General features: G+C 57.5%; 17 protein-coding genes. 10 read left to right on the top strand and 7 right to left on the bottom strand.

Annotated elements, in window-relative coordinates; all coding sequences use genetic code 11:
* Window positions 1-6: 6 nt before the first annotated feature.
* From Q1B21_RS09735 to Q1B21_RS09715, 5 genes are all read right to left on the bottom strand, one after another.
* The gene (locus Q1B21_RS09735) at window positions 7-195 is read right to left on the bottom strand and encodes a hypothetical protein (RefSeq protein WP_299080670.1); all 189 of its coding nucleotides are present in this window, start codon (window positions 193-195) and stop codon (window positions 7-9) included.
* 93 nt (window positions 196-288) lie between these two features.
* Window positions 289-1260 carry a sterol desaturase family protein gene (locus Q1B21_RS09730; RefSeq protein ID WP_299888896.1) on the bottom strand — a complete coding sequence of 324 codons (972 nt, stop codon included), beginning with the start codon at window positions 1258-1260 and terminating at the stop codon, window positions 289-291.
* Window positions 1257-1643, bottom strand: a complete 387-nt coding sequence (locus tag Q1B21_RS09725; protein WP_299888894.1) for a hypothetical protein — start codon at window positions 1641-1643, stop codon at window positions 1257-1259. The genes Q1B21_RS09730 and Q1B21_RS09725 overlap by 4 nt, the downstream gene beginning before the upstream one ends.
* A gap of 60 nt (window positions 1644-1703) precedes the next feature.
* The gene (locus Q1B21_RS09720; protein WP_298935346.1) at window positions 1704-2033 is read right to left on the bottom strand and encodes a hypothetical protein; all 330 of its coding nucleotides are present in this window, start codon (window positions 2031-2033) and stop codon (window positions 1704-1706) included.
* 179 nt (window positions 2034-2212) lie between these two features.
* Complete coding sequence (locus Q1B21_RS09715) at window positions 2213-2779, bottom strand: TlpA disulfide reductase family protein (RefSeq protein WP_299888891.1); 567 nt, start codon at window positions 2777-2779, stop codon at window positions 2213-2215.
* 21 nt (window positions 2780-2800) lie between these two features.
* On the opposite strand from Q1B21_RS09715, the gene argH reads away from it, so the two are divergent.
* The 5 genes from argH (at window position 2801) to Q1B21_RS09690 (ending at window position 8483) form a co-directional block, all read left to right on the top strand.
* Window positions 2801-4189 (top strand): argininosuccinate lyase, encoded by a 1389-nt coding sequence (gene argH, locus Q1B21_RS09710; RefSeq protein WP_299888889.1) that lies wholly within the window; start codon window positions 2801-2803, stop codon window positions 4187-4189.
* Entirely contained in the window at window positions 4189-4371 is a 183-nt protein-coding gene (locus tag Q1B21_RS09705) for an argininosuccinate lyase (protein WP_298935422.1), read from the top strand. Before argH ends, Q1B21_RS09705 begins: the two co-directional genes overlap by 1 nt.
* A 45-nt stretch (window positions 4372-4416) precedes the next feature.
* Entirely contained in the window at window positions 4417-4566 is a 150-nt protein-coding gene (locus tag Q1B21_RS09700) for a hypothetical protein (protein ID WP_299888887.1), read from the top strand.
* Window positions 4567-4637: 71 nt separating this feature from the next.
* Window positions 4638-5903, top strand: a complete 1266-nt coding sequence (gene lysA / locus Q1B21_RS09695; RefSeq protein WP_299888885.1) for a diaminopimelate decarboxylase — start codon at window positions 4638-4640, stop codon at window positions 5901-5903.
* 69 nt (window positions 5904-5972) lie between these two features.
* Window positions 5973-8483 carry a TIGR02302 family protein gene (locus Q1B21_RS09690; RefSeq protein ID WP_299889185.1) on the top strand — a complete coding sequence of 837 codons (2511 nt, stop codon included), beginning with the start codon at window positions 5973-5975 and terminating at the stop codon, window positions 8481-8483.
* A gap of 16 nt (window positions 8484-8499) precedes the next feature.
* Here the strand turns inward: Q1B21_RS09690 and Q1B21_RS09685 are convergent, their stop codons facing one another.
* Entirely contained in the window at window positions 8500-9249 is a 750-nt protein-coding gene (locus tag Q1B21_RS09685; RefSeq protein WP_299888883.1) for a zinc-ribbon domain-containing protein, read from the bottom strand.
* 184 nt (window positions 9250-9433) lie between these two features.
* On the opposite strand from Q1B21_RS09685, the gene Q1B21_RS09680 reads away from it, so the two are divergent.
* The 4 genes from Q1B21_RS09680 to Q1B21_RS09665 are packed head-to-tail and all read left to right on the top strand — an operon-like array spanning window position 9434 to window position 12339.
* Window positions 9434-10111 carry a cell division ATP-binding protein FtsE gene (locus Q1B21_RS09680; RefSeq protein WP_120632513.1) on the top strand — a complete coding sequence of 226 codons (678 nt, stop codon included), beginning with the start codon at window positions 9434-9436 and terminating at the stop codon, window positions 10109-10111.
* Window positions 10108-11007 (top strand): FtsX-like permease family protein, encoded by a 900-nt coding sequence (locus Q1B21_RS09675; RefSeq protein WP_299888881.1) that lies wholly within the window; start codon window positions 10108-10110, stop codon window positions 11005-11007. Before Q1B21_RS09680 ends, Q1B21_RS09675 begins: the two co-directional genes overlap by 4 nt.
* A complete protein-coding gene (locus Q1B21_RS09670; RefSeq protein ID WP_299888879.1) occupies window positions 11007-11747 on the top strand; it encodes a 1-acyl-sn-glycerol-3-phosphate acyltransferase in 741 nt (246 codons plus the stop codon). The genes Q1B21_RS09675 and Q1B21_RS09670 overlap by 1 nt, the downstream gene beginning before the upstream one ends.
* Entirely contained in the window at window positions 11734-12339 is a 606-nt protein-coding gene (locus tag Q1B21_RS09665) for a pyridoxamine 5'-phosphate oxidase family protein (protein ID WP_299888877.1), read from the top strand. The genes Q1B21_RS09670 and Q1B21_RS09665 overlap by 14 nt, the downstream gene beginning before the upstream one ends.
* Before the next feature lie 17 nt (window positions 12340-12356).
* On the opposite strand, the gene Q1B21_RS09660 is transcribed toward Q1B21_RS09665, so the two are convergent.
* Complete coding sequence (locus Q1B21_RS09660; RefSeq protein ID WP_299888875.1) at window positions 12357-12950, bottom strand: NAD(P)H-dependent oxidoreductase; 594 nt, start codon at window positions 12948-12950, stop codon at window positions 12357-12359.
* Between the two features lie 101 nt (window positions 12951-13051).
* Here Q1B21_RS09660 and Q1B21_RS09655 point away from each other — a divergent pair, with 101 nt between their 5' ends.
* The gene (locus Q1B21_RS09655; RefSeq protein WP_299888873.1) at window positions 13052-13630 is read left to right on the top strand and encodes a TetR/AcrR family transcriptional regulator; all 579 of its coding nucleotides are present in this window, start codon (window positions 13052-13054) and stop codon (window positions 13628-13630) included.
* The last annotated feature ends 15 nt before the right edge of the window (window positions 13631-13645 follow it).

The following is a 13645-nucleotide window of genomic DNA, read 5'->3' as shown; positions in this document are numbered from 1 at the left end:
GAGGGGTCAGCGTGCGGATTGTCCGGCTTGTACCAGTGTCGCTGCGGCGCCGAAGATAGCCCCCACCGCACCCAGAACCATCATTGCAAAGCCCAATGCGATCAAAGCTGTCACAGCGGTGCCGATTGCTGCGAACATCGCCAGAACCAGACCCAACAGCCCGATAACAGTTGATACGGTTGTTACGCGGGTCATTCTGGCCTCCGGACACTCATACTCCACACATGACGACCGATATGGTGCATCAGGGCCGGATTACAAGGCTTACTGACCTTGCTCGCGAAGTCGTCAGGCGCGTTTTGCCCGGGTATTGGGCGGATTTTTGTCAAATTGCTCGAATCCGGGCGTTCCGCGATCACTCGGGTGTCTGTCGAGATGCTTTTTCTTGATCTGCTCCGAGCTGTCCCGGCTGCCATCGTGGCTGTAACCTGGCGGGGCAAAGCAATAGGCAAGTCTTTGGCTTAAGGTCAGACCCGGCTGAGTCGCGTCGCGCCACATGCCCACCCATTCGTGAAAGGCGACGCGCAACGGGTTGAACGTGCCTATGTTGTGAACCAGCCCATAATCGACGCGGTCATCTTCCTGCTCGGGCACGAAAGTGCCAAACATCTTGTCCCAGATGATGAAGACGCCGGCATAGTTGCAATCGAGATAGCGCGCATTGCGGCCGTGGTGCGCACGATGATGACTGGGAGTGTTCATCACAGATTCAAACCAGCGAGGCATTTTGCCGATGGCTTCGGTGTGAATCCAGAACTGGTAGATCAGGTTCAGACCGCCGCAGAACAAGACCAAAGCCGGGTGGAATCCCAGCAGGATCAGCGGTGCCCGTACAACCATCATGAACGTAAAGGTATAGGTCCAGGTCTGACGCAGCGCCGTGGTCAGGTTATAGTGCTGCGAGCTGTGGTGGTTCACATGGCTGGCCCAGACCCAGCGGATACGGTGGCCGAACCGATGCACCCAGTAGTATCGCAGATCATCCAGCACAAAGCACAGGATGATGATCGGAATCGAGGTGCCAAGGTTCAGCGGTGTGATTTGCCACAGCCACATAAAGAACGCATAGGCAATGAAACCAAGAACAAATCCTGAAGCAATGTTACCCGCGCCCATGATCAGAGAGGTCACCGCATCGCGGGTCTCGTACCTCCCACCACGGCCCTTTATGGTGATCCACAGGAACTCGGCCAAGATCGCGGCGATAAAAAAAGGGACGGCCCATTGAACGGCGTCGGGAAAACTTACGTGATCGGTCATGAAGGCTCCATCAGGTGCTGCCAGTGACGGCGCTCAAGTTCGTCGAGGTGAACAACGACACCGGGCGAGCTAAAGTCGCGAAACTGAAATTCGAACCCGTTCGGATGCTCGATCCAGTCAAAATCCAACAGATGCCGGCCTACAGTATCTGCGCCGAGGGACCACAACAAGCCGGTGCCGGTCTCAGTTCGAACTAAGGCGGCATGGCCATCATGCGAGACCGTGACATCAATCACCACATCGTCCGGAAAATGGCGCCGCCAATCCATCCGGGCGGTCCCTTGCGTCAAAACGCGCTGGCTCGATCGTCCGGTCAGGTGCAATAGGAGAGTGATACCGGCAATCCCACCGATCACTAAAATCAATAGAATTTCAAGCGGCATGCCGTCCTCCCCGGCGACAGAGTGCAAAGCGGGCAGGGGGCTGTCAAAGGTGGCGTGGCGTCAGCCTCGTTCCAGTCTTTCCAAAATTTCGTGCTGAACCACTCGGAGCACAAATGGGACAAGGCCCTCAGGGCCTGACGCACGATCCTTAAGGTGGATGCAGATATCTGGCCGGCGCGAGGCGATAATGCCAATCATCTCGCCGCGGACGACATCATCCAAGCCTGCCCCCATGATAGCGCAAGTAATCCGGGGTTCGGTGTCCAGTTGATGCCGAACCTCGGCTTGATCGTGCGCACCCAGCCATTGGATCGGCAGGTGATCCAGTTGCAGTGCCACGTCACCGATCACGTTTGGCAAACGCCCGATCAGCAGAACCACAGGTTTCATCACGGTCTCCTTTTTCGGGTTACATACAAACAAAAAACCGGCCCGTTTTGGGCCGGGTCCAGTCTAGCATATTTTGACTAAGGTGTTTTCGACCGAGTTCGAAATGGTCGTAGACACGGCTTTAGCCTGTCATTCTCCCTCTGAAGGCGTCGCAGAGATTGGCGTGATTTCGCAAGAATTTAGCTATTTGCCTCGACCAGGGTGGAAATGATTGCCTTTGCGCTGTCAGAATTCCATTCGGCATCACCAATCAGACGAGCGATTTCATTGCCTTCAGGATCAATAATCACAGTGATCGGCAAACCAATAACGCCCATCTCGCGCGCAACCGCTTGTTTCGGGTCTTGGTGCCGAGGTAGATTATCAATGCCGTTTTCATCAAAGAATTTCTTGATGCCAGCCGGAGAGTTACGGCCAGTCGCCAAGGTCAGAACCTCGAATTTTTCGCCCCCAAATTCGTCCTGCAATTCAGCGATCTGAGGCATCTCTTTACGGCAGGGGGCACACCAGGTGGCCCAGAAGTTCAACAGCACATACTTGCCTTTGTAGTCGGCCAGTGACGCTGTGCCGCCGTCGTCTTCCAGTTCAAACTCAACCGCTTCGACGGGCTTCGGCTCTTTGTGAAGGATCAGGCGCTTCAGGCTGCCATCGCGCAGCGGCGCCAATGTCTCGGCATCGGTTGCCAAAGCCGCGTTTGCACCTAGCGCAAGGGCCATATAAAGGGGGATCAGACGAAATAGGCGCATATCAACTCCGGGTTTTCTTACATGACCGATCAATCTTCGAACCAGATGTGGGGCGGCCGCTTTGCCGCCGGTCCAGACGCGATCATGGAGGCAATCAATGCCTCGATCGGGTTCGATCGACGGATGGCAGCCCAGGACATCGCAGGCTCGCGCGCCCATGCCGCCATGTTGGCTGCGACAGGCGTCATAAGTGATAGTGACGCTGAAGCCATTCGGGAAGGGCTGCTCACCGTTTTGTCAGAAATCCAGAACGGAGACTTTCAGTTCTCGACCGCTCTGGAAGACATTCATATGAATGTCGAGGCGCGCTTGAAAGAGATCATTGGCGAGCCCGCAGGCCGTCTGCACACAGGTCGCAGCCGAAACGACCAGGTGGCGACCGATTTCAAACTCTGGGTTCGTGACCAACTGGACGCGGCGGAGACCGGCCTGCTGGCCCTGATCCGCGCGCTTTTGGCGCAGGCTGAGGCCGGCGCTGATTGGGTTATGCCGGGCTTTACACATCTGCAAACAGCACAGCCGGTGACATGGGGACACCACATGATGGCCTATGTCGAGATGTTCGGCCGCGACCTGTCTCGCGTCCGGGATGCCCGCGCCCGAATGAATGAGTCGCCTTTAGGGGCTGCGGCCTTGGCCGGAACGTCCTTCCCCATCGACCGCCAGATGACGGCCGAGGCCCTGGGCTTCGATCGCCCCGCTGCCAACTCGTTGGATGCCGTAAGCGACCGCGATTTCGCTCTGGAATTCCTGTCCACAGCCTCAATCTGCGCCGTTCACCTGTCTCGCTTTGCCGAAGAGCTTGTGATCTGGTCCTCGGCCCAGTTCCGTTTTGTCACGCTGTCCGACCGGTTTTCAACGGGTTCGTCAATCATGCCGCAGAAGAAAAACCCGGATGCGGCCGAGCTGATTCGCGCCAAGGTGGGCCGGATTTACGGTGCCAATACGGCGTTGATGATGGTGATGAAGGGTTTACCGCTGGCCTATTCCAAGGACATGCAGGAAGACAAGGAACAGGTCTTTGATGCAGCCGACAACTGGATGCTGGCGCTGGCGGCAATGGAAGGCATGGTCAAGGACATGACCGCCAACCGCGAAAGCCTTGCCGCAGCGGCAGGGTCGGGGTTCTCAACTGCGACCGATCTGGCCGACTGGTTGGTCCGTGTGCTGGGCCTGCCGTTCCGCGATGCGCATCATGTGACCGGATCGCTGGTTGCTATGGCCGAAACCAAGGGTTGCGACCTGCCCGACCTGACGCTTGAGGATATGAAATCGGTGCACGCTGATATCACCGATGACGTCTATTCTGTCCTCACCGTTGAAAACTCGGTAAACTCGCGTCAGTCTTATGGGGGGACTGCGCCTGATCAGGTGCGGGCTCAGATCAAACGATGGAAGGCGTTGGTATGATGCGTATGTTTCGGGTCATTCTGTTGATCTTGACCGGTTTTGCCTTGGCGGCCTGTGGTGCCGATGGCGAACCTGTTCAGCCGACGGCCAGCCTGGGCGTTGGCGTTGGGTCCAGCGGGACACATGTTGGCGGAGGCGTAGGCCTTCGCAAGGGCGGCTTTGGCCTTTATCTGGGTGTCTGATCCGAAATCCAACACCGTCAGTACAGACTCTAAGGAGAACGGCATATGCGAACCATCGGCCTAATCTTGACGCTTGCCGTTTTGGCGGCGTGCGAACCGACATCTGCATCGCGCTCTGATCCTAAGCCAGAGCCAAAACCGTCCGGCATTTCCGTATCCGGCTATGCACGTGCCGGGGTCTCGACCGAATTCTAAATGGCCGTGTCGGGCCCATAAGCGCCCGAATCCATTGAACCGGCCCCCCGTTTTGGTCTAAGCGCGCAGATATGGATCACTTTCTCTACCGCGACGGCGCGCTTTTCGCCGAGGATGTCCCGATCTCCGAAATCGCTGCCGCGGTCGGAACCCCGTTCTATGTCTACTCGACAGCAACGTTGCTGCGGCATTTCAAACTGTTCGATGACGCGCTGGACGGCACCGATCACCTTGTCTGCTATGCGATGAAAGCGGCCAGCAATCAGGCGATCTTGAAAACGCTGGCGCAAGCGGGCGCGGGAATGGATGTGGTTTCGGGTGGGGAATACCTGCGCGCTAAGGCGGCAGGCGTGCCGGGCGACAAGATCGTGTTCTCGGGTGTTGGCAAAACTGAGGATGAGATTCGCAACGCGCTCACTGGCGGCATCCGCCAGTTCAACGTGGAATCCGAGCCCGAGATGGAAGTGATCAACGCCGTTGCGCAAGAACTGGGCATGATCGCGCCGATAACCGTGCGGGTGAACCCGGACGTAGACGCCAAGACCCACGCCAAGATTGCCACTGGCAAGTCCGAGAACAAGTTCGGCATTCCGATCTCCCGTGCCTTGGAGGTCTATGCGCTGGCAGCCAGCTTGCCGGGTTTGGAGGTCATAGGGATCGACGTTCATATCGGCTCGCAACTGACCGAGCTGGAGCCGTTCGAACTGGCCTACAACAAAGTCGCAGAATTGACCGAGCAATTGCGCTCTGAAGGGCACAATATCCGCCGGCTCGATCTAGGGGGCGGCTTGGGTATTCCCTACACACGTTCAAACGACGCGCCGCCTTTACCGGTCGAGTATGGCGCTATGATCAAGAAAACGCTTGGCGATTTGGGTTGCGAGATCGAAATCGAGCCCGGTCGCCTGATCGCAGGAAATGCAGGTCTGATGGTGTCGAAGGTCATCTACGTGAAATCCGGTGAAGACCGCGATTTCCTGATCCTCGATGGGGCGATGAACGACCTCATCCGCCCCGCGATGTACGAAGCCTATCACGACATTGTTGCGGTGACCGAACCCGCGCCCGGTGTCGAACAGCGGCCCTATGATATCGTCGGGCCGGTCTGCGAATCTGGTGATACTTTTGCCAAAAAACGCAACATGCCGCCGCTGTCTGCAGGTGATCTTATCGCTTTCCGCAGCGCAGGGGCGTATGGTGCGGTGATGTCTAGCGAGTACAATACGCGCCCGCTGATTCCAGAAGTGCTGGTGCATGGGGATCAATTTGCAGTTATTCGTGAACGCCCAAGCTTTGACGAAATGATAAACCGCGATACCATACCTACGTGGCTCTGACGCGATAACCGCGCGGGCCCGACTAGGAGGCCCGCCTTGAGCGATAGATCAAACCTGCCACTACCACGCATGTCCCTTTGGCTGACCCATGTCGGTATGTTGGCTGAGCAGGTTTTGCGTGCCTTCTGGCCAGTGTTTTCGATTTTGATGCTTCTGCTTGCAGCGCTGATGCTGGGCTTACAGGATTTCGTCAGGGTCGAATTCGTTTGGGGCGCTGGTGCGGTGTCTTTGCTTGCACTGGTTCTTGCTGTCGCTTGGGGGGCAAGGCGTTTCCATATCCCGTCGCGTGTCGAGGCCCTGTCGAGACTTGACGAAACTTTGCCAGGCCGACCAATTCAGGCTCTGATGGATGATCAGGCCATTGGTGCACAGGACGCGGATTCTGTGACTCTTTGGCGGGCCCATAAACACCGGATGGCGCAGCGTGTTGCCCAGGCGGAGGCGGTGAAACCGGATCTGCGGCTCGCGTCACGCGACCCTTACGCCCTGCGATATGCCGCGTTGCTGGCATTGGTTGTTGCGGTTCTATTCGGATCATTCTGGCGCATCGGATCGGTCGCTGAAATGGCACCTGGGGCTGCCGTTGCCGGGCAAGGCGCAACGTGGGAAGGCTGGGTGGAGCCGCCACGTTATACCGGGTTGCCGACGCTCTATCTGGCGGATCAGTCTGGAACAGAACTCTCTATACCGCAGGGCAGTCGCGTTACATTGCGATTTTACGGAGAGGTCGGTGCGCACAGCCTGACTGAGACTGCATCTGTGGCCGGAACACAGGCGGCAACCGAACCGGAACAGGAATTCGTGGTCGAACACTCAGGCCAGATTCGAATTGAAGGCCCGGCGGGTCGAGAGTGGACACTGGGCATCATAAGTGATGCGCCGCCACAGATCGCGGTGGCGTCTGCCGCTGAATCTGAGGCTGGCGGTCAGATGAAACTTCCGTACGCGGCCCTTGATGACTACGGCATCGTATCTGGGCTGGCCCGGATCGAGCTGGATCTGGCTGCGGTCGATCGCCGTTATGGTCTGATCGCGGACCCTGAACCGCGTGAGGCGATTGAAGTTGAGTTGCCCATGCCGATTACCGGGGATCGAACCGATTTCACCGAAGACTTGATTGAAGATTTTTCGCAACATCCGTGGGCACATCTGCCGGTGACAATCACATTGATGGCGCAGGATGCCGCGGACCAACAATCCAAATCGGAACCCTATGCGACGGCGTTGCCCGCGCGTCGGTTCTTTGACCCGCTCGCGGCAGCGGTGATCGAACAACGGCGAGACCTGCTGTGGGCTCGCGCCAATGCCACACGGGTCGCGCAAGTGTTGCGCGCGGTGTCCAATCATCCTGAGGATTTGTTCCGCTCGGACACTGCCTATTTGCGCCTGCGGGTAGTTTTGCGGCGGTTGGAGACCTTTGATGAATACGGGTTGAAGCCAGAGCAGCAGGAGGAAATTGCGCAGGCCTTGTGGGACCTTGCGGCCTTGATCGAAGACGGCACGCTGGCCGATGCGCTCGAACGGATGCGTCAGGCGCAGGAACGGTTGTCCGAGGCGATGAAGAATGGGGCCTCCGATGAAGAAATCGCCGAGCTGATGCAGGAATTGCGAGAGGCGACGCAAGACTACTTGCAGCAATTGCAGCGTCTGGCGCAGCAAGACGGCGAGAATGGCGAACAGCAACAGGGCCAGAACGGCGAATCCATGCAAATGTCACAGGATGACCTACAGCGCATGATGGACCGCATTCAGGAACTGATGGAACAGGGCCGCATGGCCGAGGCGCAGCAAGCGCTGGATGAATTCCAACAGATGATGGAAAACATGCGCGTCACTCAGGGGCAGGGTCAAGGCGGCCAGTCCGAGGGCCAGCAAGCCATGGAAGGGCTTGCCGAGACGTTGCGCGAACAACAGGGCCTAAGCGACCAGGCCTTCCGCGATCTGCAGGAACAGTTCAATCCGGGCGCACAGGCCGGTGAAAGCCAGGGCAACGAAGGCAGCTCGGGTGGGCAGGGCCGGGGTCAAAGCCACGAGGGTCAAGGCGGTCAGGGACAAGGGTCTGATCAGTCGGGTGAAGGCCAGCAGGGTCAAGGAACGCTGGCAGACCGGCAACAGGCCCTCCGGGACGAGCTGGGTCGACAGGAACAAGGACTACCGGGTGCAGGCACACCCGAGGGGGAGGCCGCGCGCGAAGCGCTAGGTCGTGCGGGCCGTGCTATGGATGACGCGGAAGAAGCGCTGCGCGGCGATGATCTGGCCGAAGCTATTGATCGTCAGTCCGAGGCGATGGAAGCCTTGCGGGAAGGCATGCGGTCATTGGGTGAGGCGATGGCCCAGAACCAGCAGAACCAACCGGGGCAGGGCACCGAAGAAGGCGATATGCAGGCCACCAACCGCGATCCGCTGGGGCGCAACCCTGGTGCTGCCGGGTCCATTTCGACCGAAGAAGACATGCTGCAGGGAGAGGATGTCTATCGCCGTGCCAGAGAGTTGCTGGACGAAATTCGCCGACGTACTGGCGATACTGATCGCCCCAAAATCGAGTTGGAATACCTAAAACGTCTGCTTGAGCGGTTTTAGGGAACGGCTTGGCGCATCAGTTTTGCGACGCGCCTGAGCCGGCTTGTGTTTCAAGCCAGATTCGGGCCTGCTCCACCAGCGAGACATAAGAGTTCAGGACCGGATCGGCTTGCGGTACGGCTTCGCTGATTTGCTGGGCGTTGCCGTAGATCAAGTACAGAACAACACCAATGATCAACATCAGGGCGAAACCACGGACAAACCCGCCAGATTTACGGACGGGTACCTCGGCCTCGGTCATTTCAGCGCGCATTGTGGAGTTAATTGCATCAACATCCGGCAGCGCTTCTTTCTGACCTGAATCCTCGGCAGTGACTGAGGCAGAAGGTCGTTTTGGCTCGACTTTTGGCTCAGGTGGGGTATCCAACGCCAGATCGGGTTGGGTTTCCAGACCACCGCCCTCCTGGGCACGCAATTCCGCCTCGCGGGCGGCCTCCTCCTGCAAAATATTGGCAACCGAGGGGTCCACATTCCCGCTAGGTTTTTCAGATACTTTCTCAGGCTCAGGCTCAGGCTCAGGCTCAGGCTCAACGTGTGGCTTTGCCGTCGTTTCTTCGACTACTGCTTCCGGCATCTCGTCTTCCGAGCCCTTCGCCTCGACAGCGTCATCTTCTACCTGAACAGGTTCAGATATCTCGTCGGTCGGATGTTTGGCCTGAAACCAGGTTTGGTCGCAATTTGAGCATTGCACATCGCGGCCTTCCTCGGGGATGACCTCGTCCGGGACCTCGTATTGGGCACTGCAATTCGGACATGTAAGACGCATACTGCCTCCCCGGCCGTACAAACGGGCCGTTAATAGTTTTTTCAGGAATGATATTCCGTTAAGAGCTAACAGCAAAGGGCGTTTTCGGTTTCACGGACCAAGTGTCACCAATTGGACCCGGTGAAGGCATTGAAACCAAAACCGCGCTCGGGCAAGAAGAGCGGCAAAACAAATGGGGGCACGTGTGATCGAGCTGGAGAATGTCAGCTACACCTACGGTGGCGGCGAATTGCTGAGCGACGTATCGGTGCAGTTGCAGCCGGGGTCCTTCCATTTTCTGACCGGCCCTTCGGGTGCGGGGAAAACGACGCTGCTCAAACTTTGTTATGGGGCGCTGCTACCAACATCGGGACGGCTAAGCGCTTTTGATCAGGATATCTCGCTGCTAGATCGGGATCAGATGGCCCTGCTGCGCCGCCGGATTGGCGTCGTACATCAGGATTGCCAGTTTCTGGATCACATGACCTTGGGCGAGAATGTCGCTTTGCCGCTGATGGTCTCGGGGCGTGCTGAATCCGCGGAGCAGGACAACCTAACGGAGCTTCTGAGCTGGGTGGGCCTTGGCCCTCGGTTGGAAGCCAGGCCGCCGGAATTGTCCGGAGGTGAACGCCAGCGCGCAGCTTTGGCGCGCGCCCTCATCCTGTCGCCCGACGTGGTGCTTGCGGATGAACCAACGGGAAATGTGGACTGGGAGATGTCGCAACGTTTGCTACGCCTGCTGATCGAGCTGAACCGGATGGGAAAAACCGTATTGATCGCGACACATGATCTGAGCCTGATCCGCGCTGCCAAAAGTCAAGTACAGGCCCGCGTTTTGCGGATTTCTCAGCGGCGGTTGCAGCTGGCAGGAGCGGATCTATGAGCAGTGGTGATCTCCGCAACCTGCTGCGCCGCGATGCACGCGCCGATCGGGTTGTGCCGCCGACGGGCTACACCGCGCATCTGACCTTTTTTGTGTCTGGAGCGATGGCTTTTCTGGCCGTGTTCGCTTTGGCTTTGTCGCTCGCCTCGGGCAGGATCGCTGACCGCTGGGCGTCTGAACTGGCGGGCGCAGCAACCCTGCGCATAAACGCCCCGGTGGAACAGTTTGCTGCCCAGACCGAAGCCGCACTGACCGTTCTGAGCCAAACCCCTGGTGTTGCGTCTGCTCGCGCGCTGACCGCCGAAGAACAGGCGGCTCTGCTGTCTCCGTGGTTTGGGCCCGACTTGCCGCTGGACACTCTGCCTATCCCGCAGCTGATTGAGATCGTCGAAGGTGATCCAGGGCTGGATGCCGCCGGGTTGCGCTTGCGATTGGGGGCCGAAGTTCCCGGCGCCGTACTGGACGATCACACAAGGTGGCGTGAACCTTTGGTGGATGCGGCGATGTCTTTGCGGCGGCTTGGGTGGGTGTCGATCTTGCTGATCGGTGGTGCCACCGCAGCCATGATCACATTGGCCGCTAACGCGTCGCTTGCCGCCAATGCGCAAATCATCGAGGTACTGCGCCAAGTGGGTGCGCGCGATCGGTTCATTGCCGGGGCTTTTGTCCGCCGTTTTACCTACCGCGCTTTTTTTGGTTCAGCTGTCGGAACCCTGCTTGGAATGACTGGGGTCCTTTTGCTGCCGGAGGCGTCAAATACGGGTGGATTTCTGACCGGTGTGGGCTTTCAAGGTGGCGGCTGGGCCTTGCCCATTCTCATCCCTGTCCTTGGCGCGACGGTCGCCTTTTTTGCCACGTGGACCGCAGCCCGTCGTAAATTGAAGGAGCTTTCCTGATGTCCGAGGCCATTCAATGGGTCCGTTCGCTGATCTTTATGATCATCATCTACGCCTGGATGCTGGTCTTGGGCCTTGTGTTTGCGCCTTATGCTTTGTTTTCCAAGAAAGGGGCTTCGCAGGCCTGCAGGACTTATGCCCGCAGCACGATGTGGTTGGCCCGTTGGATGGTTGGGATTCGTTGCGAGGTACGCGGATCTCCTCCGTCCGGAGAGGTTGTCATCGGCGCCAAACATCAGTCTTTTTTGGATATCATCATGATCTTCGCCGCGATCCCGCATGGCAAGTTCATCATGAAGCGAGAGCTATTATGGACGCCAATTATCGGAATGTACGCACGCCGTTTGGGCTGCATCCCGGTCAATCGCGGAAAGAAGGGTGTAGCGGTTGCCAAAATGGTCAAGGACGTCGCCAAGGAGTTTGCCGAACCGGGGCAGTTGGTGATTTACCCTCAGGGCACGCGGGTCGCACCGGGCTCGTATAAACCGTATAAGGTCGGAACTGCCGTTTTGTACGAAGGTCTTGGATTCCCCTGCGTTCCAGTCGCGACAAATGCCGGCGTTTTCTGGCCGCGAACCGGGATCATGCGCAAACCGGGTCTGGCGATTGTCGATTTTCTGGAGCCAATTGAATCCGGTGTGCAACGGGATGAGTTTCTGGTGCGGTTGGAAGACGTGATTGAAACACGCTCTAACGAACTGATGCGGGAAGTGGGGTTTGATCCGGATGAAGCTCATTGACGACATTGAAACGCTGGAGGCGTTGTATGGGACGCCCGGCGCGCCAGCAATGCGCAAAGTCGCGCGTCGACTGACGCCACTTTATCGTAAATGGATCATGTCATCGCGCCTGTGCATCCTCAGTACAGTGGGGCCGGAAGGTGTCGATGGCAGCCCGCGCGGCGATGATAATCCGGTTGTTCTGGAACTGGACCCGGGCACGCTGGCAATGCCGGATTGGCGGGGCAATAATCGGTTGGATTCGCTGCGCAACATCGTGCGTGACCCGCGTGTTTCGCTGTTGTTTTTGGTTCCGGGGTCAAACAACGTGGTTCGGCTGAACGGAACGGCGGGGCTGACTGCGGATGACAACCTGCGCGTCCGTTTCGAGAAAAATGGTAAGCGACCTGCGACGGTGATTGTTGTCGAAATCGCTGAAATCTACACGCAATGCGCGCGCGCATTGATGCGGGCTGGAACCTGGACCGCTGGTCACGAAGCGACTGCACTTCCGACCGTGGGCGAAATCTTGGCCGAGATGACAGCCGGTGAAGAAGGCGGCGCGCAGTATGATCAGGAATGGGGAGTGCGCGCCGCCAAAACGATGTGGTAGGCCGCTGTATCAAGGGGTCAAACCGCGGCGGCCCCGATCCTGGATACCTTTGCTATCCAGCGCTCAACGCTGCCCGGTTTGGGACAACTGGCGCCCGCGAAGTAGGTGAAGCGCGTTGGCTTGAAACCGACAAAGCCCAGAATCTGATCACGCACCTGACGGATCAAGGCTTGCCGATAGATCAGGCGCATGAACCAGCCTGGTGTGTCTGACGTTAGAATGACACGTGCCGTGCGACCAGTTAGCATTGGGGCAGGGAAGCCGATTTTGGTAGTATTTCTTGTGTCGAATGTCCGACCCGGGATGAACATCCGATCAATCAGTCCTTTGAGCTTTGCTGGCAGGCCACCCCACCACATCGGTGTGGTCAGCACCAGATGGTCGCTCCATTCGATGTCCTGTAGGATCTGATCCAATACCGGCTCAAGCGGTTTGAAATCCTCATAGTTGCCTTGTCCAAAGTCAAAATCGAACTGTAGATCACTGAGATGGACCAAGCGAACCTCGTGCCCTTTCTCACGGGCTGCGGCTTCGTAAGTCTGGGCAAAGGTGCGGGACAGGCTGCTTTCAGCGGGATGTCCATCGAGGATGAAGATCTTCTTGGGGTGCATGGGAGTTCTCCTAAAAATGACCACGGTCAGTTTCCTAGTTTAAAAAATGACCCCGGTCAATAAAAATTTGACCATGGTCAAAAATCGTGCGAAAACGCCCTATGCAAAAGGCAGTTCAAAAACGCACACTCAGAACACGCGCCCGATTGCTTGCGGCGTCAGAAGAGGTGATTCACCGCGAGGGCTATGAGGCCTTGCGAGTAGAAGAGGTTGTAAAAGCAGCAGGTGTCGCCAAGGGTACGTTCTTTGCGCATTTCCGCGACAAAGATGCCCTGATGGAAATTCTGATAGGTGAGCGATTGAGTTCAATCTTTGATCAGGTAGAAGCTAATCTGCCGCCAAAAACGGTGCCCGAGCTTATCCGCGTCCTGAAACCCATTCACAGTTTTATGACGTCTGAACGCTATGTGTTTGATCTGCTGATACGCTATTCGGGCGCTGCGGCGGTCGCCGAAATCGGACCAATTGCACATTGTTTTGAGCGTTACTTTCGCGTGGTTGAAAATTGGCTGACATATGCGGACGTACGTAAAGACGTCTCAGCCGATTTGCTTGCAGAAGGCGTTCAGGCCTTTGCGATTCAAGCCATGTCACTGAAGTTCTGTGCACTACACGAGGCGCAGAGTTTCGAAGACAAGTTGGAAATCTATCTTGAAGCGTGGTTAACCCCGGCGACGTAGTCGCCGGGGATTTCT

Origin of the sequence: uncultured Ruegeria sp. (genome assembly GCF_947504215.1) — a bacterium.
GTDB lineage: Bacteria > Pseudomonadota > Alphaproteobacteria > Rhodobacterales > Rhodobacteraceae > Ruegeria.
The sequence above is the reverse complement of the archived record's forward strand: the minus strand, read 5'-3'. Positions and strand labels throughout refer to the sequence as shown.